The organism is Keratinibaculum paraultunense (assembly GCF_016767175.1).
GTDB lineage: Bacteria > Bacillota > Clostridia > Tissierellales > Tepidimicrobiaceae > Keratinibaculum > Keratinibaculum paraultunense.
In genome coordinates this window covers 50,659-72,635 of record NZ_CP068564.1, presented here as the reverse complement: position 1 = coordinate 72,635, position 21,977 = coordinate 50,659, and the positions used below count along the sequence as shown (strand labels likewise).

The 21,977-nt window shown below is 29.9% G+C and carries 21 protein-coding genes, 2 tRNA genes, 1 riboswitch and 1 other annotated feature; of the genes, 8 read left to right on the top strand and 15 right to left on the bottom strand.

From position 1 onward, the window contains the following. Nucleotides 1–42 precede the first annotated feature (42 nt). Complete coding sequence (locus JL105_RS00390) at nucleotides 43–438, top strand: helix-turn-helix domain-containing protein (protein ID WP_132027749.1); 396 nt, start codon at nucleotides 43–45, stop codon at nucleotides 436–438. A 43-nt stretch (nucleotides 439–481) separates the two neighbouring features. Here the strand turns inward: JL105_RS00390 and JL105_RS00385 are convergent, their stop codons facing one another. Genes JL105_RS00385 through JL105_RS00375 form a run of 3 tightly spaced genes read right to left on the bottom strand, consistent with a single transcriptional unit; the run spans nucleotide 482 to nucleotide 3,367 of the window. Continuing rightward, the gene (locus JL105_RS00385) at nucleotides 482–751 is read right to left on the bottom strand and encodes a metal-sensing transcriptional repressor (RefSeq protein WP_132027747.1); all 270 of its coding nucleotides are present in this window, start codon (nucleotides 749–751) and stop codon (nucleotides 482–484) included. A 15-nt stretch (nucleotides 752–766) separates the two neighbouring features. Then, nucleotides 767–973: a heavy-metal-associated domain-containing protein gene (locus JL105_RS00380; protein ID WP_132027745.1), complete on the bottom strand. Its 207-nt coding sequence runs from the start codon at nucleotides 971–973 to the stop codon at nucleotides 767–769. Nucleotides 974–994: 21 nt separating this feature from the next. Then, on the bottom strand, nucleotides 995–3,367 hold the full coding sequence (locus tag JL105_RS00375; RefSeq protein WP_132027743.1) for a heavy metal translocating P-type ATPase: 2,373 nt from the start codon (nucleotides 3,365–3,367) through the stop codon (nucleotides 995–997). Nucleotides 3,368–3,696: 329 nt separating this feature from the next. Between JL105_RS00375 and JL105_RS00370 the strand changes: the two genes are divergently transcribed. From JL105_RS00370 to lysA, 7 genes are all read left to right on the top strand, one after another. Beyond that, the gene (locus tag JL105_RS00370) at nucleotides 3,697–3,918 is read left to right on the top strand and encodes a FeoA family protein (protein WP_132027741.1); all 222 of its coding nucleotides are present in this window, start codon (nucleotides 3,697–3,699) and stop codon (nucleotides 3,916–3,918) included. 23 nt (nucleotides 3,919–3,941) lie between these two features. Continuing rightward, a complete protein-coding gene (gene feoB / locus JL105_RS00365; RefSeq protein ID WP_132027739.1) occupies nucleotides 3,942–5,951 on the top strand; it encodes a ferrous iron transport protein B in 2,010 nt (669 codons plus the stop codon). Nucleotides 5,952–6,158: 207 nt separating this feature from the next. Then, a complete protein-coding gene (locus JL105_RS00360) occupies nucleotides 6,159–6,389 on the top strand; it encodes a FeoA family protein (RefSeq protein ID WP_132027737.1) in 231 nt (76 codons plus the stop codon). A 57-nt stretch (nucleotides 6,390–6,446) separates the two neighbouring features. Then, complete coding sequence (feoB, locus tag JL105_RS00355) at nucleotides 6,447–8,468, top strand: ferrous iron transport protein B (protein ID WP_132027735.1); 2,022 nt, start codon at nucleotides 6,447–6,449, stop codon at nucleotides 8,466–8,468. A 19-nt stretch (nucleotides 8,469–8,487) separates the two neighbouring features. After that, complete coding sequence (locus tag JL105_RS00350; protein ID WP_132027733.1) at nucleotides 8,488–8,766, top strand: FeoC-like transcriptional regulator; 279 nt, start codon at nucleotides 8,488–8,490, stop codon at nucleotides 8,764–8,766. Nucleotides 8,767–8,902: 136 nt separating this feature from the next. Continuing rightward, complete coding sequence (locus JL105_RS00345) at nucleotides 8,903–10,378, top strand: nicotinate phosphoribosyltransferase (protein WP_132027731.1); 1,476 nt, start codon at nucleotides 8,903–8,905, stop codon at nucleotides 10,376–10,378. A 61-nt stretch (nucleotides 10,379–10,439) separates the two neighbouring features. After that, nucleotides 10,440–10,594: riboswitch (Lysine riboswitch) on the top strand. 107 nt (nucleotides 10,595–10,701) lie between these two features. Beyond that, nucleotides 10,702–12,003 carry a diaminopimelate decarboxylase gene (gene lysA / locus JL105_RS00340; RefSeq protein WP_132027729.1) on the top strand — a complete coding sequence of 434 codons (1,302 nt, stop codon included), beginning with the start codon at nucleotides 10,702–10,704 and terminating at the stop codon, nucleotides 12,001–12,003. 99 nt (nucleotides 12,004–12,102) lie between these two features. On the opposite strand, the gene JL105_RS00335 is transcribed toward lysA, so the two are convergent. The 12 genes from JL105_RS00335 to JL105_RS00280 form a co-directional block, all read right to left on the bottom strand. Beyond that, nucleotides 12,103–12,537 carry an Hsp20/alpha crystallin family protein gene (locus tag JL105_RS00335; protein WP_132027727.1) on the bottom strand — a complete coding sequence of 145 codons (435 nt, stop codon included), beginning with the start codon at nucleotides 12,535–12,537 and terminating at the stop codon, nucleotides 12,103–12,105. A 176-nt stretch (nucleotides 12,538–12,713) separates the two neighbouring features. Next, the gene (locus JL105_RS00330) at nucleotides 12,714–13,298 is read right to left on the bottom strand and encodes a histidine phosphatase family protein (protein ID WP_132027725.1); all 585 of its coding nucleotides are present in this window, start codon (nucleotides 13,296–13,298) and stop codon (nucleotides 12,714–12,716) included. After that, nucleotides 13,289–14,053, bottom strand: coding sequence for an adenosylcobinamide-GDP ribazoletransferase (gene cobS, locus JL105_RS00325; RefSeq protein WP_132027723.1), 765 nt, complete (start codon nucleotides 14,051–14,053; stop codon nucleotides 13,289–13,291). The genes JL105_RS00330 and cobS overlap by 10 nt, the downstream gene beginning before the upstream one ends. Beyond that, nucleotides 14,023–14,559 carry a bifunctional adenosylcobinamide kinase/adenosylcobinamide-phosphate guanylyltransferase gene (cobU, locus tag JL105_RS00320; RefSeq protein ID WP_132027721.1) on the bottom strand — a complete coding sequence of 179 codons (537 nt, stop codon included), beginning with the start codon at nucleotides 14,557–14,559 and terminating at the stop codon, nucleotides 14,023–14,025. The genes cobS and cobU overlap by 31 nt, the downstream gene beginning before the upstream one ends. A 5-nt stretch (nucleotides 14,560–14,564) precedes the next feature. Continuing rightward, the gene (gene cobT / locus JL105_RS00315; protein ID WP_132027719.1) at nucleotides 14,565–15,647 is read right to left on the bottom strand and encodes a nicotinate-nucleotide--dimethylbenzimidazole phosphoribosyltransferase; all 1,083 of its coding nucleotides are present in this window, start codon (nucleotides 15,645–15,647) and stop codon (nucleotides 14,565–14,567) included. Nucleotides 15,648–15,769: 122 nt separating this feature from the next. Beyond that, nucleotides 15,770–15,861 (bottom strand) — tRNA-Ser (locus JL105_RS00310). Nucleotides 15,862–15,885: 24 nt separating this feature from the next. Then, entirely contained in the window at nucleotides 15,886–16,338 is a 453-nt protein-coding gene (tadA, locus tag JL105_RS00305; RefSeq protein ID WP_132027717.1) for a tRNA adenosine(34) deaminase TadA, read from the bottom strand. Between the two features lie 19 nt (nucleotides 16,339–16,357). Then, nucleotides 16,358–16,434: transfer RNA gene (locus JL105_RS00300), tRNA-Arg, on the bottom strand. A 66-nt stretch (nucleotides 16,435–16,500) separates the two neighbouring features. After that, entirely contained in the window at nucleotides 16,501–17,691 is a 1,191-nt protein-coding gene (locus JL105_RS00295) for a D-alanyl-D-alanine carboxypeptidase family protein (protein WP_132027715.1), read from the bottom strand. A 36-nt stretch (nucleotides 17,692–17,727) separates the two neighbouring features. Continuing rightward, a complete protein-coding gene (locus JL105_RS00290) occupies nucleotides 17,728–19,224 on the bottom strand; it encodes a M1 family metallopeptidase (RefSeq protein WP_132027713.1) in 1,497 nt (498 codons plus the stop codon). Between the two features lie 130 nt (nucleotides 19,225–19,354). Beyond that, complete coding sequence (serS, locus tag JL105_RS00285) at nucleotides 19,355–20,629, bottom strand: serine--tRNA ligase (RefSeq protein WP_132027711.1); 1,275 nt, start codon at nucleotides 20,627–20,629, stop codon at nucleotides 19,355–19,357. A gap of 56 nt (nucleotides 20,630–20,685) precedes the next feature. After that, nucleotides 20,686–20,853: a binding site (T-box leader), on the bottom strand. A 57-nt stretch (nucleotides 20,854–20,910) separates the two neighbouring features. After that, complete coding sequence (locus tag JL105_RS00280) at nucleotides 20,911–21,942, bottom strand: PTS sugar transporter subunit IIC (protein ID WP_132027709.1); 1,032 nt, start codon at nucleotides 21,940–21,942, stop codon at nucleotides 20,911–20,913. Nucleotides 21,943–21,977: the final 35 nt, after the last annotated feature.

The following is a 21,977-nucleotide window of genomic DNA, read 5'->3' as shown; positions in this document are numbered from 1 at the left end:
TTGGCATTTTAATAATACAGTTAGTATAAGGAGAGTGACATAATGATAAATGAAAACTTATCTAATTTAGATTTTAAAAATATAGGTGCAAAAATCCGGTTAGAACGTGAAAATTTAAATTTAACAAGAGAAAAACTTGCAGAGCTTCTTGATCTTTCACCTTATTATATAGGTCAAATTGAAAGAGGAGAAAGAAAAATGAGTGTAGAAACACTAGTAAATATTTCTAAAATACTTCATGTATCTATTGATTATTTATTAGATAATTCTTGTGAAATAGATAATAAATATGTTGTTTCGGAATCTTTTGATCAATATAAACTTAATGAAAATGATGATGAACTAAAAGAATTATTTTCCATATTAAAGCGTTGCTCTAAGGAGGAAATAAGTTTAATAACAGATCTTGTTAAACTTATTCTACCTTACATAAAATAATAACTACTTTTTAATTGTACAATTAAAAAGTAGTTATTAAATGTTATTTTATATATTTATCTATTATTTTTATTATCTCTTCTATTTTTTCTTCTCCTTCTTCCTCTCCTTCTAATATTGCATCTTTTACACAGGATCTAATATGAGAATTTAATACATCTATATTGGCTTTTTTAAGTAATCCTATGGCTGACAGTATTTGTGTAGATATATCTACACAATATCTATCTTCTTCTATCATTTTGATTATACCATCTATCTGTCCTCTTACAGTTTTTAACTTTTGGTAAGCTTTTTGCTTTCCTTCATTCATAATATCACCAATTTTCTACTTTATTTCTATTACATTATATCCTGCTTCTTCTATTTTTTCCTTTATAATTTCATCTGAAATTGATTCGCCTTCTACTATTGCTCTATTGTTATTTAATTCCACATCTACATGAGAAATCCCTTCTATTTCAGATAAAGCATTTTTTACTGCCGTTACACAATGATTACAAGACATACCTTCAATAAATATTAATTTTTTCATCTCAATTCCTCCCTATACCTATCATTTAAATTTTTTTAATCTTAAAGAATTACTTACCACTGAAACAGAACTAAAAGCCATTGCAGCTCCTGCTATCATAGGATTTAAATACCCTAAAGCGGCAAATGGTATACCAATAGAATTATAGAAAAAAGCCCAAAACAAATTTTGCTTAATAATTTTCATTGTACTGTGACTAAGTTTAATTGCTGTAACTATGCTATTTAAATCCCCTCTCATAAGGATTACGTCTGCAGCTTCCATGGCTATATCTGTACCTGTACCTATTGCAAAACCTATATCAGCTGTAACTAAAGCTGGTGCATCATTAATCCCATCTCCTACCATTCCTACAATTTTCCCTTCGCTTTTTATTTTTTCTATCATATTTGCCTTATCTTCTGGAAGAACCTCAGCTAATACATTATCTATACCAACTTCTTTTGCTATAGCATTTGCTGTCCGTTTATTATCGCCTGTTATCATATATACTTCAAGTCCCATATCTTTTAAGTCTTTAGTGGCTTTCTTAGAATTTTCCTTTATTTTATCTGCTACTGCTATTATACCAACTAATTTATCATCTATAGCAATTAACATAGCTGTTTTCCCTTGGGATTCTAGCCTATATAATTCTTCTTCTCCTGTTTTAATAGAGATATTAAATTCATCCATTAGTTTTCTATTGCCAATACAAACAGTTTTCCCTTCAAATGTTGCTTTAAGTCCTTTCCCAGGTAGTGCTATAAAATCATCTACTTCAGCTAACAGAAGTAATTCTTCTTCTCCCTTTCTTACAATGGCTTTCCCTAAAGGATGTTCTGAAGCTTTCTCTACTGTAGCTGCTATCTTCAATAACTCATACTCATCTAATGAATTAAGGCTTATTATATCTGTTACTTCTGGTTCTCCTTTAGTAATAGTTCCAGTTTTATCCAAAACAATTGTGTCCATTTTATGAATCTTTTCTAAATACTCTCCAGATTTAATGAGTATGCCATTTTCTGCTCCCTTTCCTGTCCCAACCATAATAGCTGTAGGAGTAGCTAATCCTAAAGCACAAGGGCAAGCTATTACTAAAACTGCTACTGCATTCATTAATCCTGTATCAAAACTTCCTTTTACTAAATAAAAAATCAAAAATGTAATTAATGCAATTCCCATTACTATGGGTACAAATATACCAGATATCTTATCAGCTAATCTTTGAATTGGTGCTTTAGATCCTTGGGCCTCTTCTACTAATTTTATTATTTGTGAAAGAGCAGTATCTTTTCCAACTTTAGTTGCTCTAAATTTAAAGGAACCAAATTTATTTATAGTACCTCCTATTACTTGATCTCCTTCAGTTTTATCTACAGGAATACTTTCTCCTGTTATCATAGATTCATCTATTGAAGAATCTCCTTCTAATATTATGCCATCTACAGGTATTTTTTCTCCTGGTCTAACAATTATCACATCCCCTACCTCTACTTTTTCTATAGGAATATCTACTTCTACTCCATCTTTTATTACTCTTGCTGTTTCAGGTTGAAGCTTCATTAATTTTTCTATAGCTTCCGAAGTTTTTCCTTTAGCTATTGCTTCAAAAGTCTTTCCTAATAAAACTAATGTAATAACAACTGCTGATGCTTCAAAATAATACTCATGGATTCCATTAAATAAGTTGTAAACACTATAAAAATAAGCTGCTGATGTTCCCATGGATACCAACACATCCATGTTGGCACCCCCGCCTTTTAAAGAATTAAAAGCACCTTTATAAAATCTATAACCTATAATAAATTGGACAGGAGTGGCTAACAACAGCTGAAAATATCCATTAGTAAGTATATTGTCAATCCCAGCCATATGGAAAAACATAGCAGAAAATAACGGAACACTCAATATAGCAGATATTATAAAAGAAGTCTTTAAGGATTTTATCTCTTGTTCTCTTAGTTTTTTACCTCTATGCATATCCTTTTCTATTTCTACCTTTGCTTTATAACCAGCCTTTTTCACTGCTTCTATCAAATCCCTATCTTCCACTACTCCTGATGGGAATTCAACTATCGCTTTATTAGTAGCTAAATTTACATTAGCTTTAATTACCCCTTCAACTTTATTTAATGCTTTTTCTACTCTAGCAGAACAAGCTGCACAACTCATACCTTCTATCAATAAAGTTTTCCTAACCAATGGTACTTGATATCCTACTTTTTCTATGGTATCAACTATATCAGATATATCTACTTTTTGTTCATCATATTCTATAGTAGCTTTTTGTTGAAGTAAATTGACTGTTGCATTCAACACTCCATCTTTTTTGTTTAATGCTTTTTCTACTCTAGCAGAACAAGCTGCACAACTCATACCTAATATATCTATAGTAATAGTTCTATTAGCCATAATATACCTCCTTATCCTATCTTGCCTCTCCCCTAGGGGGGTGTGTATATTGTACCTTAATTTTAAATTATTGTAAACATAGTTTAGAATTAATAAATATTCTTTAGCTGTATTTAACTTATCATTTCTATATTTTTAATATCAATATATAACTTATAATTTATTATGCAATTTTTATTATTTCTATACTTAAACAATTATTTAAATTATTTTCCTCAAAACTATTGCATTAATTCTAAAAATGTATTATGATATTGATAGTGATTATCAATATCAATTAACTGCCTATATCGATCATCTCTATTATATTTAAAAAGGAGGTTTAGAAAGTGAAAAGTTTAGATACTATACCAATTGGTTCAACCGTTAAAGTTAAAAAAATATCAAAAGACACTCACATTAAAAGAAGATTATTAGATATGGGAGTAATACCTGGAGTTACAATTGAAGTAGTTGGAAAAGCTCCTTTAGGAGATCCTATTGAAATATTTTTACGCGGATACAAATTAACTTTAAGAAAAGATGAAGCTGCTAACATATTTGTTGAATAATCAAATGAAAGGAGAGGAATAAATTGAGTACTATAGCATTAGTAGGTAACCCTAACAGTGGTAAAACTACATTATTCAATGCATTAACTGGTTCTAACCAACATGTAGGAAATTGGCCAGGGGTTACTGTAGAAAAAAAAGAAGGTGAATTTAAATTTGACAAGAATACATATAAAGTCATAGACTTGCCTGGTATATATAGTCTTGGTGCGTATTCAGAAGATGAAATAATTGCAAGAGATTATATTCTAAAAGGAAGACCTGATGTGGTTATAAATGTGGTAGATGCTACTAATATTGAAAGAAATTTATACTTAACTACTCAATTAATAGAAATGGGAGTTAATGTAGTTATTGCTCTAAATATGATGGATGAAGCAAAAAACAGGAATATAAAATTTAATAAAGATGAGATATCGAAAAAATTAGGTGTGCCAATCGTTCCTATTATAGCATCTAAAAAAGAAGGAATTGATAATCTAATAAAAGAAACTATAGAAATAATTAATAAAACAGGAAAACCTAATATTCATATAAGTTACGGAAAAGACTTAGATAAAAAAATAGATTTTTTAAAAAATATACTTGAAAATGCAAATTTAAATTACCCTCCTCATTGGATTGCTATTAAACTATTAGAAGGAGATAAATATGTATATGAAATAGTGAAAAATGACAAAAACTTAAATAAATCCGATGAATTTAAAAATTTCATCCATAATTTAATGGATTTAACAGAAGAGTATGAGTTGGAAATAGTTAACAGGAGATATGATTTTATTAACAATGCACTAAATAAAAATATCATAAAACCTATTGAAGTAGCAGAAACAACAACAGATAAAATAGATAAAATACTCACACATAAATGGTTAGGTTTGCCCATATTTGCCCTTGTGATGTTTATAATGTTTCAACTAACTTTCCTAATTGGAGAAGATATATTAGGTGAACTAGTAGCTAGTGGTATTGAACAGATAGGTGAAAATTTAGGAATATTTCTTACTAACATTAATGCTCCTGAACTGCTTACTGCTTTTATTGCAGATGGAATTATAGGAGGTATTGGCGCTGTTCTTGAATTCGTTCCATTAATAATAGTTATGTATATGTTTATGGGAATTTTAGAAGATAGTGGCTATATGGCAAGAGCTGCTTATGTGATGGATAGAATAATGAGGACAATAGGACTACATGGTAAAACTTTTGTTTCTATGCTAGTTTCTTTTGGATGTAACGTACCAGGAATAATGGCTACCAGAACCTTAGATAGTAAAAAAGACAGGATGATTGCTATCCTTATTAATCCATTTATCTCATGTGGCGCAAGGTTGCCAATATATTCAGTATTCATTGCTGCTTTTTTCCCAAATAAAGGCGGTACAATTTTATTCTTCCTATATTTTCTAGGTATTATTGTAGCCTTATTGATGGGTAAAATATTTAGTAAAACCTTATTTAAAGGAGAAACTTCTCATTTTGTAATGGAACTACCTCCTTATAGAATGCCCACTTTAAAAAATATTCTTAGGAATATGTGGGATAAAGTGTGGAGCTTTCTAAAGCGAGCAGGAACTGTTATATTCGCAGTAGTAACTGCTCTTTGGATATTGGCTGTATTACCTTTTGGAGTAGAACCTTACAGCCAAGCTAGTCTATTAGGTAAAATTGGTTCTTTCATTGCACCAATATTTAAACCTGCTGGATTTGGAACTTGGCAAGCTTCTGTAGGACTTTTTGCTGGAATAGTTGCTAAAGAAGCTGTAGTAGCTACATTAGGCATGGTATATGCTGGAGTAGAAGAAGGTGCCAAATTAATATCTGCAATCCAAAATGCTTTTACTCCTTTAACTGCAATGTCTTTTATGGTTATGACCCTTTTGTATACTCCATGTGCAGCAGTTATAGGTACAGTTAGAAAAGAAACAAATTCTCATAAATGGGCTATATTTACTACTGTATATACTTTTGTAATTGGATGGATAGGAGCAGTTTTAGTATTTCAAATTGGTAAACTTTTAGGTTTTAGTTAAAACATAATTAAATATTAAATATAAAATATCAAGTATCAAGTGTAAGAAATTTCTTACACTTGATTAATTTTTAATTCCCTCTAAGCTATTGCATTTGTTATAAAAATATATTAGTATTATATTGTACATTGATAGTAATTATCATTTTCTTTTATAAAATTTATTTGATATTTAAGCACTTCGTTTAATATAGAAAGGAGAATTATAATGGCAAAAATGCCTTTAACCCAACTAAGTCCTGGAGAGGAAGCAACTATCCGAGAAATAAATGCTGGCTGTCGTGCTACTAAAAGACTTTGTGAAATGGGATTTTATATTGGTTCCAATGTTAAAGTTCTAAAAAATGATAGAGGTCCTTTAATTGTCTCCTTATCAGGGAATAAAATTGCAATAGGTCGTGGTTTAGCTCAAAAAATAATAGTAGAATATAAAAATTAATTTTTTATTACACTATTTATTATCATTTGTTATCCAATAATAGGAAGGAGATTAAAGTTGAATACAATAGCTTTAGTGGGAAATCCCAATAGCGGTAAAACTACATTGTTTAATGCATTAACTGGCTCTAATCAGCGTGTAGGCAATTGGCCTGGCGTTACTGTAGAAAAAAGAGAAGGGAAATTTAAATTTAATGGGAAAATTTATAATGTGGTAGATTTGCCTGGCATATATAGTTTAGGTGCTTTTTCCGAAGATGAAATTGTTGCAAGAGATTTTATTCTTCAAAATAATCCTGACGTAGTTATAAATGTGGTAGACGCTACTAATATAGAAAGAAACTTATATTTAACTACCCAACTATTAGAAATGGGCACTAAAATAGTAGTTGCTTTAAATATGATAGATGAAGCAAAAGAAAAAAATATTAAATTTGATATAGATACCCTTTCTAAAAAACTAGGTGCTCCTGTGGTACCAATTATAGCTTCTAAAAGAAAGGGAATAGATAAATTAGTTAAAGAAACCATAAAAGTTATGGAAAAAGATATATATAAAAGACCCCACATATCTTATGGAGAAAAAATTGATAATAAGATAGAAAAAATAGAGAAACTATTACAAAATGAAAATTTAAAATATCCTCCAAAATGGATTGCAATTAAATTATTGGAGGGAGATGAATATATACGTGAGTATATTGACTCATATATATGTATAAATAAAGACTCAAGTACAACTAAAGAATTGAGTAAAATATTACAACAATTAAAAGAAAACAATGAAGATTATGAATTAGAAATCATCAACAAAAGATATGAGTTTATAAAAAATATTACAGATAAAACAGTAAAAAGACCTGACATTCCTGCAGAAACTATAACAGACAAAATAGATAAAATCTTAACTCATAAATATTTAGGATTACCAATTTTTGCACTAATAATGTTAATAATTTTTCAACTAACTTTTTCAATTGGTGAAGATCTATTGGGAGGATTGGTTGAAAAAGGCATGGATTCCCTTAGAATACTTCTAGAAAATTTCCTCCTAAATATAAATTCACCTACTTGGCTAACATCCTTTATAACAAAAGGGGTTATAGGTGGTGTAGGGGCAGTTTTAGAATTTATTCCATTAATAGTAGTATTATATATGCTAATGGGTATATTAGAAGATACTGGTTACATGGCAAGAGCTGCCTATATAATGGATAGTATAATGAGAGCTTTAGGACTTCAAGGGAAAACTTTTATATCCATGATTGTAGGCTTTGGATGTAATGTACCAGGTATAATGTCTACTAGAACCTTAGATAATAAAAAAGATAAGATGATTGCTATTCTTATTAATCCCTTTATGTCATGTGGTGCAAAATTGCCTGTTTATTTGGTATTCATTGCAGCTTTCTTTTCAGGCAAAGGTGGATTAATATTATTCTTATTGTACTTCTTAGGAATATTGATGGCTCTTATAATGGCAAAAATTTTTAGTAATACTTTGTTTAAAGGGGAATCTTCTTACTTTATTATGGAACTTCCTCCTTATAGATTACCTACTTTAAGAAATGTTTTAAGGAATATGTGGGATAATGTTTCTGGCTTTTTAAAAAGAGCTGGTACTACTATATTTACAGTAGTTACTATATTATGGATTTTAGCTATGCTACCTGTCGGAGTTGAACCCTTTGGTAAAAATAGTTTATTGGGTAAAATAGGCTCATTTATTGCACCAATATTTAAACCTGCTGGATTTGGAACTTGGCAAGTTGCTGTAGGTCTTCTCGCTGGATTAGCAGCTAAAGAAGCCGTAGTTGCCACTCTCGGTATGGTTTATGCAGGAGTTGGAGAAGGAGTAGAATTGATAAAAACTATACAAAATGTATTTACTCCACTAACCTCTATATCTTTTATGGTAATGATATTATTATATACCCCTTGCACTGCTACTTTAGCTACTATTAAAAAAGAAACTGGTTCCAGTAAATGGGCTCTATTCACTGCTGTATATACTTTTATAATAGGCTGGATATGTTCTGTATTGATATATCAAATTGGTAGAATACTTGGTTTTAGCTAATTTTTGAGGAGATGATTGTTTGCTAAAAAAAGTGTTAAAAGAAATTTATAATTCTAAGTACATCTCTAAACGCAATATAGCCCACAAATTAAATATATCTGAAGAATTAGTCGAAGAAGCTCTAATTCAGCTAGATCGCATGGGTTATATTAAAAAAAATGATAACATAAATAATTGTAATATTAGCTGTAATAAATGTCCTTATGCTAATCATTGTAATAAAGTTCCTTTAAAAACTATTACAATTACTGAAAAAGGAAAAAAATTACTAAAATTAAATGACGGAGAGATAATATAAACTTTATCCTCCGTCTATTATTTTTTTTAAATTGGTTAAATAGCTTATTTTTTTCATAATGTTGAACTTTGTTAATTTAAAGAATATAATTAATATAAGGTGTATAATGATTAGAATAGGAAAAGGAGATTTAAAAATGACTAATATTGATTGGAAAGAAAAGAAAAATCTAACTATGTTAGCAGATTTTTATGAGTTCACCATGGCTAATGGATATCTTGAAAATGGTATGGAAGATACAATTGCTTATTTTGATATGTTTTTCAGGTCCATTCCTGATGGTGGTGGATTTGCTATAATGGCTGGAGTAGAACAGCTAATTGGTTATCTTAAAAATTTAAAATTTTATGATGAAGATATAGAATATTTTCGTTCCAAAGATATGTTTAGTGAAGAATTTTTAGAATACCTTAAAAATTTTGAGTTTAAATGTGATGTATGGGCTATCCCTGAAGGTACCCCTATTTTCCCAGGAGAACCTATAGTTGTAGTAAGAGGACCAATAATACAAGCTCAAATTATTGAAACTATGGTATTACTAACTATTAATCACCAAAGTCTTATAGCAACAAAATCAAATCGAATAGTAAGAGCTGCAGAAGGTAGACCTGTAATGGAATTTGGCTCTAGACGTGCACAAGGATATGAAGGTGCAATTTTAGGAGCTAGGGCAGCATATATTGGAGGAGCTGTAGGAACTGCTTGTACCATAGTTGAAAGGGATTTTAATATCCCAGCATTAGGAACTATGGCTCACAGCTGGGTACAGCTATTCCCTACAGAGCTAGAAGCATTTAAAGCTTATGCAAGATTATATCCAGATAATTGCGTATTATTGGTAGATACCTATAATGTTTTAAAATCTGGCGTACCTAATGCTATTAAAGCTTTTAATGAAGAAGTAGTTCCAAGAGGATTTAGACCAAAGGGTATTAGAATAGATAGTGGCGATATAGCATATCTTTCCAAAGAAGCAAGAAAGATGTTAGACAATGCAGGATTCCCTGACTGCTCTATCGTTGCTTCTAGTAGTTTAGATGAATATGTAATAAGGGAATTATTAAGGCAAGGTGCTCAAATTGATTCTTTTGGCGTGGGAGAAAGATTAATTACTGCTAGATCAGAACCAGTTTTTGGTGGAGTGTATAAACTTGCAGCTGTCGAAAAAAATGGAAAAATAATCCCTAAAATTAAAGTTAGTGAAAATGTTGGTAAAATTACAACCCCTGGTTTTAAGCAAGTATATAGATTATATGATAAAGCTACAAATAAAGCTATTGCTGATGTTATTACATTACACGAAGAAGAAATAGATGATACTAAACCTTACGAAATATTTCATCCTCTATATACTTGGAAAAGAAAAACCTTAACTAATTTCTATGCAAAGAAATTGTTAGTTCAATTATTTGATAAGGGTAAGTGTATATATGAAAATCCTTCAATACATGAAATAAGAGATTATTGTGAACAACAAATAGACACTCTTTGGGATGAAGTTAAAAGATTTGAAAATCCCCATGAGTATTTTGTAGATTTATCCAAGCCTTTATGGGATATTAAAGATCAATTATTGAAAGAACATGGGAAAATACAAAAAAACAACATCTAATACTTTTTGTTGACAATACTAATATTATATGTTAGTATGTTGTTCAACTAAATAAATGATAATGTAACTAAGGGGCTGCGGCTTGTTAAAAGTACTATAAATATAGGAAAGGAACAGTCGCCGAAATATAGTATATCTATATTGGTATTATACTGAACAAGCATAATACTGTCATTAGAAAATTGCCCAATTTTCTAATGGAGCACTTAGTATACATTGGGGCGAAAGGCGATTATAAAAGCAGTCTTGAGTTCCTTTGGCTCATGACTGCTTTTACATATATTTTTAATAATTCAAATTGTATTAAGAAGGTGGTAAATAGAATGAAACTTTTTGGCACAATGAAAATAAATGAGTTAGGTCATTTAGAAATTGGTAAATGTGATTCAACAGATTTAGTAAAAAAATATGGAACACCTTTATATGTAATGGATGAAACATTAATTAGAGATAACTGCAAACTTTTTAAAACAAATTTCACTAGTAAAAATATACAAACTGAAATTATTTATGCATCTAAAGCTTTCCTAACATTAGCTATGTGTACATTAATAAATGAAGAAGGTTTATCACTAGATGTAGTTTCAGGAGGAGAATTATATACTGCAATCAAAGCAAATTTCCCAACTCACAAAATTTATATGCATGGAAATAATAAAACTAAAGAAGAATTAACTATGGCAATAAAAACTGGCATAGGCAGAATAATTGTTGATAATAAATGTGAATTAGATTTAATTGAAAATATTTGCAAAGCATATAATAAGAAAATTTCTATATTATTACGAGTAAATCCTGGAATTGAAACCAATACGCATGAATATATAAAAACTACTAAAAATAGCTCAAAATTTGGTATTAGCATCTTTGATAAAGATATATTTAATATTGTAAATAAACTTAATTCAAATAAATATATAGATTTCAAAGGTTTTCACAGTCATATAGGTTCTCAAATTTTAAATGAAGAATCCTTCTATGAAGAGATTAACGTTATGATGAATTTTATTAAAGAAGTTTCCGAAAAATGTGGGACAACTATTCAGGAATTAAATTTAGGTGGTGGCTTTGGAGTATATTATTCAAAAAAAGATAGACCAATTAATTTAAAAAATTTACTCAAAAATATGCTAGATAAAATTAAAAGTAAAGCTGATGAATTTAAACTACCATATCCTAAAATAATGATAGAACCTGGAAGATCGATAGTTGCAAATGCTGGGACTACATTATATCAAGTAGGGTGCACTAAAAAAACACATAGTGGAAAACATTATGTATTTGTGGATGGTGGTATGAATGACAATCCAAGAACAGCTTTATATAATGCACAATATGAAGCAGCTATAGCAAATAGAATGAATGATGAAAAAGAAGGTATCTATACTATAACTGGAAGATGCTGCGAATCTGGAGATATAATTGCCAAAGATATATCTTTACCACATCCTAATATTGGAGATATTATTGCAGTTTCAACAACAGGTGCTTATAACTATAGCATGGCAAGCAATTATAACAGGCTTCCTAGACCGTCAGTGATATTTGTCAAAAATGGAAATTCTAAGTGTATTGTTCGAAGAGAAACATATGAAGATATAATAAAAAATGATCTGCCTTTATAATTAATAGAAGAGGCTTGTCATAAATCAAAAGTGCTTAGGAACTAACTTATTTTTAATGAAAATTCCTAGGCACTTTTGATTTTTAGAAATCCTTTAATTTTATTCTATTGGAATTTTATTTTCTTTTGAAGTAGTCTTTTTCTTAGGTAATTTTACTTTTAATACTCCATTTTTAAATTTGGCTTTAATCTTATCTTGATCTACATCATCTATATAGAAAGATCTCCTAAAGGAACCATATCTTCTTTCTTTTCTAATGTAATTTTCTTTTTCTTCATCTATCTCTTCTTTTCTTTCTACAGCTAATGTCAATATATCATCTTTTATTTCTAAAGTTATATCATCTTTATCTACACCTGGGATTTCTGCTTCGAGTATATATTCCTTATCTCTTTCTTTTATATCTACTCTTATTGGATTATAAGTATCATCAAATTCCTCTAACATAGAATCAAATAAAGTATCTAAAAAATCTCCTTTAAATTCTCTTGGTAACCTGCTTCCAAATCCTCTATAAGGTGTAATTCCAAACATCCTATCTACCCCCTTCATATGATGTTTTTACTTTGACTTTCTTTGACCTTACATTTACAGATTAACATTTTATTCATTTTTATTCAAGGATTAAATATTATGTTAACTTATCATTTTTTGAATTTTTATTTATATTCCTTTCATTTTCTCCATTTTTCTTATTTTTTTATGTATGTTTACTTTATATCACACACAGTATAATTTGTTTTATTAATGTATTTAAATCCATATTCATCTACGGAAATTATGTTTATACTACCATTTTCCACTTTGAATTTAAAAAAATAATTCACATTATCAAATACCCAACTTAAAGCAATCCTTATAACTCCATCATGACATACTAAAACTACATTCTTATCTTTTTTAGATAATTCCTCTAAAAAAGATGTAACCCTTTCATAAGCAAGCTTTATACTCTCTCCTTTAGGAGTCACATAGTTTATATAATCTTCATTCCACTGCTTTGCTTCTTCTGGAAACTTTTCTTTAATAACTTCATAAGTATTTCCTTCAAATAACCCAAAATCTACTTCTTTTATCCTTTCTTCTTTTTCCCCATCTAATTCTAAAATTTCCATAGTTTCAATAGCTCTATATAACGGACTTACATATACCTTATCAAAGGATAAAGTGTCCAAATATATCTTAGCCTTTCTTATCTGTTCTCTTCCTTTTTCCGTCAATCTAGTGCTTTTAGTACTAAATATTCCTTCTACATTATTTTCTGTTTGTCCATGTCTTATCAATATTATATCCACTTAATCACCTCCAAAAATGTCATCAAGGATACTATTTCTGCTATTTCTATGGTAGCTCCATATACATCTCCAGTAAAGCCGTCTATCTTTTTATAGCTTAATTTAGCCATTATTTCAGCTGCCAAAAACGAAAGTCCAAGAGGGATTAAATATATTGGATTAATTAATAAAAGTAATATAATATATATAATCCCTCCCATAAAAGCAAATTTTTTAGGATTACTTCTATGGAACATATCTCCTATGCCACCTTTTCTGCTAACTTTCTTTGTAGACATTATATAGGATATTACTAATCGACTATTTCCATAGGATAAAGCTAATATCAAAAAAATATTTTCTTGGATACTAAATATAAGAATATATTTTAAAAAAATATCAAGTACTATGGCTATAACACCAAAAGTCCCTATACGACTATCCTTCATTATTTCAAGAACCCTGTCCTTATCTCTATACGAGAAAAAGCCATCACAAGTATCAGATAATCCATCTAAGTGAAGACCCCCTGTTAATGCTATCATGGATACTAACGCAAAAAAAGTTCCAATGTATTCGTTTAAATGAGAAAACATATAAAAGCAAAGACTCCCAATGCTCCCAATTATCACACCTACTAATGGAAAGAAAAAAGTACTCTTTGATAAATTTGTTTTATTAAATTCTACAGATTTTTTTATGGGTAATCGTGTTAAAAATTGTATGGCCAATATTAATCCATCTATCATTTTATCTTCACTGGTATTCCACAACATACCAAATAAACCTCATGAGATAGTGTTGCTATCCTTTGGTTTATCCTCCCCTGAATATCTCTAAACACTCTACCTACATGATTATCTGGAACTAAAGAATAACCAACTTCATTAGTTACCAACACCAAATTATATCCTTTAGCTTCTACAGCTTTTATCAAGGAATATATTTCTTCATATATTTTATTTTCTACTTTGTTTTGTAATTGATAATCTATATATTTCTTTCCTTTAGTCATATCATACATTATATTTGAAGTAAGCACTGTTATACAATCCAATAAATAATTTTTTTCTATTCCTAAAGCATTGACTAATGAATAATTACCTTCATAAGTTCGCCAACAAGATGGTCGATTCTTTTTATGTAATTTAACTCTTTCTTCCATTTCCTTATCCCATATTTTAGATGTAGCTATATATACTACATCTTTTTCATCTTTATATAAGTTTTCTGCAAAAGTACTTTTACCACTTCTTGCTCCACCAGTAACTAATATTATCATATTGATCACCTATTTTTTTCTTCTCTAATATCTATTAAAACTTTACTGTCGATAGAAGCTTCTTCAAAAGTAGCCATATTATCCATGATATACAAAGCTGCATCTATTATTTGAAATGCTAGTGGACAACCAGAACCTTCTCCTAGTCTCATTTCTAAATTCAACATAGGGCTAAGTCCTATCTCTTTCATCATACATATAGCCCCGGGCTCTTTTGATAAATGAGATGGAAATATATATTCCTTTACTAATGGATTTAATCTTATAGCACATAATGCTGCTGCTGAGGATATAAAACCATCCATAACTATGGGTTTTTTGTTTTTTGCTGCTGATAAAAAGAGTCCACACATACCAGCTATATCAAAACCACCAACTTTTGCAATTACATCTATAGGATCCTTCTTATCAGGTTTATTTATCTCTATCCCTTTTCTTATTGCCTCTTTTTTTAAATTATATTGTTCCTCTGTAAGACCTGCACCTTTACCACTAGTAATCTCTGGTCCTAATCCAGTAAAAGCACTTAAAATTGCAGCTGAAGTAGTAGTATTGCCAATACCTAACTCTCCAGTCCCTAATATTTTATATCCTTTGCTATAGAGATTATCTCCAATTTCTATCCCTGTTTCAATTGCCTTAATTGCTTCTTCATATGTCATACTTGGTTCTCTTGTAAAATTTTTAGTTCCATAATTTATCTTCCGTTTTAATATTCCAGGATAATCTATATCTCCATTTAAGCCAATGTCCACTACAGTTAAGTCCGTATTAGTCATCTTGGATAGAACAGATACTCCTGTAAGCCCTTTTATCATATTTTCAGTTAAAATCATGGTGAATTCTTGAGGACAAGCACTTACTCCTTCTTCTACCACTCCATTGTCAGCACACATTACTACTATATTTCTTTTTTCTATTTTATTATGTGCTTTCCCTGTAATTCCAGCCATTTTTATAACTATCTCTTCTAATTTTCCAAGACTTCCTATAGGCTTTGCTAAACTGTCTAATCGCTCTTTCGCTATTTTTTTAGCCTTTTCATTTGGAGAATTTATTGCCTTTAATGTTTCCTTAAGTAATTCCATATTTATCCCTTCCTTTACTTTATTTTATTTTTATATTAACATATACATTTTATCAGAAATAGATAAAAAAAATAGAGGTACATTATAACTAAAAAAAGCCTAGCATATGCTAGGCAAACTTTTGGCGGAGAGAGAGGGATTCGAACCCTCGGCACAGCTTATGCTGTGCAGTGGTTTTCGAGACCACCACCTTCAACCTCTCGGACATCTCTCCAAATAATAGAAATGAAAAATTAGACTATTTATTCTTTCTAATCTGTTTAAAAAAATTGGTTATTATATTGCTACATTTGTCCTCTAATATCCCAAATTTTACTTCTGGTCTATGATTAAATTTAGGATTATCCAGTACATTAATTACAGAGCCACATGCTCCTCCCTTAGGATCTTTTGCTCCTATTACTACCCTATCTATTCGAGAATTAATTATAGCCCCAGCACACATAGCACAAGGCTCTAAAGTTACATAAATGGTAGTACCTGTGAGCCTCCATCCTCCCAAATACTTACTAGCCTCTTTTATAGCTATAATTTCTGCATGAGCTGTTGGATCCTTAGTACTTTCTCTTTTATTATATCCCCTTCCAACTATTTTGCCTTCATGTACAATAACAGCACCTATAGGTACTTCATAGGTGCTAAAAGCTTTATATGCTTCTTCAAGTGCTAGACTCATATATATTTCATCCATAAACACAACCCCAAACAAATGGTGCACCCGAGAGGAGTCGAACCCCCGACACACGCCTTAGGAGGGCGCTGCTCTATCCTGCTGAGCTACGGGTGCACAACTAATATTTACACTAATATATTTTACATTAGTTTTCTTTGTTTGTCAATTTTTTTATCAATATCATCCTGTTACTATTCTAGACGATATTGCAGAAAGTAAATCTTTTATATATCTAAACACAGCTAAAAAAAGTCTTTCTTTCTTTACTTCTTCATGAACTACTAGGTTTAATTCATCTACTGCTTGTCCATTTTTATATATGATCATTTTTCCTATTTTATCTAATTCTTTCAATGGGAATTTTATATTCTCATCTATTTTAATATCTATATCCAAATTATCTCCAATTTTAGCTATAATGCTATAATCATCTGAAGGATACACTTCTATATATTTATCTCTACTCTTTGGCACATATACAACATCTAATGGCACACTTTTATATGCTATAATTCTATTAGAATAATTGTCTAAGCCATATTGAATTAATTTTTTCCCTATTTCTTTCCTTTTCTGTTCACTTTCCGTACCCATTATTATGCCTATAAGTCGAAAATCTTTATGCTTTTCATCACAAACAGAAACTTTAATAGTAGATACTAAACAATATCCAGCTTTATTGGTAAAACCAGTTTTTAATCCATCTATTCCTTCTATTTCCTTTAGTAAAGGATTAGTATTTTCTTTCCTATAATTTCTCCAAGGAATATTTATTTCAGGAATGGTTGCTAAGGATAAAATTTGAGGAAATTTATTTATTACATATCTTGATAATATAAATATCTCCTTGGGACTCATCATATTTTGAAGTCCTGCCTCTGGTAAACCGGTAGAGTTAAAAAATATAGCAGTATCTAAACCTAATTCCCGTGCTTTTTCATTCATCATTCTTACAAAAGCCCCTTCTGTTCCTGCTGTGTGCTTTGCAAGGGCATAAGTAGCATCATTAGCTGATACCACTATTGAAGCTTTTATTAAATCCTCTACTGAAAATATCTCCCCTTTTTTTAAATTCAAACTAGAACCTTTAATTCTAGTAATATCATCATCTATACATATTTTATCATATAAAGAAATACTTCCCTTCTCTACTTCTTCCATAACTACTAAATAGGTCATAATTTTAGTGATACTAGCTACTTCCATCGGTTCATGTATATTGTATCCCTCTAATATTTCTCCTGTTTCAAAATTTCCCAATAAATAAGCAGATACCTCATCTTCAATATTAATTGAGGCAAATGTAGCTGAATTGATAATAAATATAAATAGTAAAGATAATAAAAAAGTCCTAGTAAATTTTTTATTCATATGTAATCCCTCACTCTTAATGCTTATATTATAAATTTAGTTTTTGCCATAGAGCCACTTATCAATTCTCTCATCAAAAGAGGTTCCTGTTACTTCTTCACATGTTTTTATAAAATCCTCAGTTGTCGCATTATGAAATTTATAAGTGTTATAATATTTATTTAATATATCATACAATATTTCTTTACCAAAATCCTCCTCTATTTCATTTAAAAACATAGCACCTTTTGAATACACCAAAAGTCCATAATCATCCCAATCTTTAAATTGATCTAAAGGCTTATTGATTATTTCATCTTTAGTTATAAGAAATTTCCCATATTCATAATTGTTCTTGCAATAATAATTATAATACTCTTTAGCTACTTTTTCACCATATTTTTCATCAATATAAATTACTTCTGAATAGGTTGCAAAAGATTCATCTAACCAAGCTTCATCTATTTGATCATTTCCAACCACTCCATACCACCATTGATGAGCAGTTTCATGAACTATTACAGTTTCTAAAATATCCTTAGAATTAGAAGTAAAGTAATCTTTACCTATAAATACTATTGTTGGATACTCCATACCTGTAGGAAATTCTGTCATAACTATGGAATATTGACCATAAGGATATTTACCAAATATACTATTGAATATATTTATGGCATCCACGCCCACTTTTAATGCAAAGTTTTCCATTTCTCTCTTTTCTTCTAAAGAATATAGTTTTACTGTTGTACCATTTATATCTTTTTCTGTTATTTTAAATTTAGAACTAGCTACCCAAGCAAAATCCCTTATTAATTTACCTTCTATTGTATAAATTTTCTCATCCTTTTTTACTTTTTCATGTATTATATTTCCAGTGGAGGCTACAACAAAATCCTTTGGTACTGTAATAATCACATCATAATTACCTATATTGCTATAAAAAGGATCTCCTATATCATAAAATGGGTCCAAATTCCACCCTTTATCGTCATATACACAAGCTATAGGATACCAATTCCCAAAATTAAATATTTCTTCTCCATATCCAAATCTATCCACATTTAAAGGTAGCTTTACATTATATTCTAAATATATTTCCACCTTCTCATCTGGTTTTAATACAAAGGGTAAGTCTATCTTTAATATAGTATCGTCTATACCTTCTATATGAAACATTACTGGTTTTTTATCAATTAAAATATTATTTATTTCTATATACCCTGGTTCAAAATCTTCTTCAGTAAAGGATACATTGTCAAATAATACAGGAGCAGTTTCAACTGATTTATATGCATTAGGATATAGATGAAAATATATATTTTTTAATTCATCTTTTGAAGAATTTATATAGTCTACCTTCTGCTTAGCTGTATAAGTTTTATTATCCACATCCAATTCTACTTCTATTTTGTAGTAAGGTATTTTATTTATGTCTATGCCATTGTAATCATCAACTATTAAAGTGGGATTTTCTTCTACTTTTTTAGTACAACTACTTGTAATAAAAGTTAAGGTTATAATAAGAATAATAATTATACATTTATTTTTATTCAAAATTTTACCTCCTTAATTATATTTATATATCTATATTTCAATTAAATTATTAAAATTCCTTTTTTATTTGCTATTTTTAGACTTATTAAAAAGATAAAAAGGCTAATTTTTAAATTAGCCTTTTTAAAAATTATTTTCTTATCTCTTTTACTCCTTTTAAATAAGGTCTCAACACTTCTGGTATTATTATGCTACCATCTTCTTGTTGATAATTTTCTATTATAGCTGCTAATGCTCTACCTACTGCTAATCCTGAACCATTTAGAGTATGAACAAACTCTACTTTTTTAGTATCTTTTCTTCTAAATCTAATATTAGCTCTTCTAGCTTGATAATCTTCAAAATTACTACAGGAGGATATTTCTACATATCTTCCATAACTTGGCATCCACACTTCCAAATCATAGGTTTTAGCTGCTGAAAATCCTAAATCTCCAGTGCTTAACATTACCACCCTATATGGAAGTTCTAATCGTTTAAGTATTTCTTCCGCATTATTTGTGAGCCTTTCCAATTCATCATAGGAGTTTTCAGGTAATGCAAATTTAACCAATTCCACTTTATCAAACTGATGATTTCTTATTAATCCTCTAGTATCTCTGCCAGCTGAACCTGCTTCTTGCCTAAAACAGGGAGTATATGCTGTATAGTATATAGGTAACATATCTTCATCTAATATTTCATTTCTATGCAAATTGGTAAGAGGAACTTCTGCTGTAGGTACTAAAAAATAATCCTTGCTAGGGATATGAAACATATCATATTTAAATTTAGGTAATTGACCAGTACCTATCATACTATCCCTATTTACCATAAAAGGTGTCCCCATTTCGATATATCCATGCTCTGCAGTGTGAAGATCTAACATAAAGTTTATCAATGCTCTCTCTAATTTTGCTCCTAAATCTTTAAATACAGAAAACCTAGTCCCTGTTAATTTAGAAGCTCTTTCAAAATCCAATATATCCAACTCTGTTCCCAAATCCCAATGCGCCTTTGGCTCAAAATCAAAATTCCTAGGTTCCCCCCATTTTCTTATCTCCACATTATCTTCATCAGATTCTCCTTCTACTACCGATTCATGAGGAATATTAGGAATATAAAGTAGTAAATTTAATAGCTCTTCATCAACTTCTTTAACCTTATCATCTAGTTGTTTTATCTCATTGGATAAATTTTTCATTTCAGCTATTAGTGATGATACATCTTTACCTTCTTTCTTCAATTTGGGAATATCTTTAGAAACAGAATTTTGCTTAGCTTTCATTTCTTCTACTTTTGTAAGTATATTTCTTCTTTTTTTATCTAGTTCCAGTACTTTGTCTATTGGATAATCCCCATGCCTTTTTTCTAATGCTTTTTTTACTCCTTCTGGATCTTTTCTTATACGTCTAATATCAAGCATATTTTTTCCTCCTATTCCTATGTTTTTTATATAAAAAAACTCTCAATCCCTAAAAAATTAGGGACGAGAGTCTATCCCGCGTTGCCACCCTATTTAACCTTTCGGTTCTCTTGTATCAATAATAGCTCTGGGCTGGATTCAATAACAAGCCTTGCCAATTTTCACCAACCATTGACTCTCTATAAAGGACTTAATTATTTACTATTTCCCTTCATAGCCATATATTAAATTTTGTTTTATAGTATACCATATTTTAAAAAATATATCAAATATATTATTTTTTATAATTTCATATCTCCAGCTTTTATATATCCCTTTTTTCTCATCCATTCAGAAATTATATACGTTATAATTCCAGGCAATATAAAATGTAATAGTAATATACTTATAAGCACTTTAGAGGAGGCACCCATCACATCTATAACTGCAAATTGTCCTACTAATCCACTAGTCCCCATTCCTGCACCCATCATGTTGCTTTCCATTTTAAATACAGTAGTAGATATAGGTCCTAAAATAGCAGATGTGATTATAGGTGGAATCCATATCCTAGGATTTTTTATTATATTGGGTATCTGAAGCATAGAAGTACCTATTCCTTGAGCAATAAATCCTCCAAAACCATTTTCTTTATAGGAAGATATCGCAAATCCAATCATCTGAGAGGCACAACCTACAGTACTAGCTCCAGCAGCTAAACCACTAAGACCTAAAGATATAGCTAAAGCTGCAGAACTAATAGGTAGAGTTAATATTATGCCCATTAATACAGATACTATAATTCCCATAGGAATAGGTTTAAGTTCAGTAGCTAAATTTATAATATTACCAATTAAATTCATAAAAGAAGATATATAAGGTCCTATATAGTGCCCAACCAAACCTCCTACTAAAATTGTACCTAATGGAACTAATACTATATCTACATCAGTTTTCCCTTTTATTATTTTAGAAAATTCAGCTCCTAATAAGGCTGCTATAAAAGCTCCTACAGGTTCTCCTACTTGTATCATAGTAATACCTTTTTCTATATATATGGTTCCAGCACCTATTGCTCCTGCTGCTACCGATGCAAACACCCCTAATGGAGGAGCGCCTACACTATATGCCACACCAGCGCCAATAGCTGGTCCCATTAACATTTGAGCTATTGTTCCAAACTCTACCACAAGGGGAATTTTTAATAAACTTCCTAACTGCTTGATTATTAATCCTATCAATAAAGATGAAAAAAGTCCCAATGCCATACCATTAAATATTTTTACTAAATAATCTTTAATACTATTTTCTTTACTTGAATTATTGCTTCCCATAAAACCACCTCTTATCAATGTATTAACATGTGTAT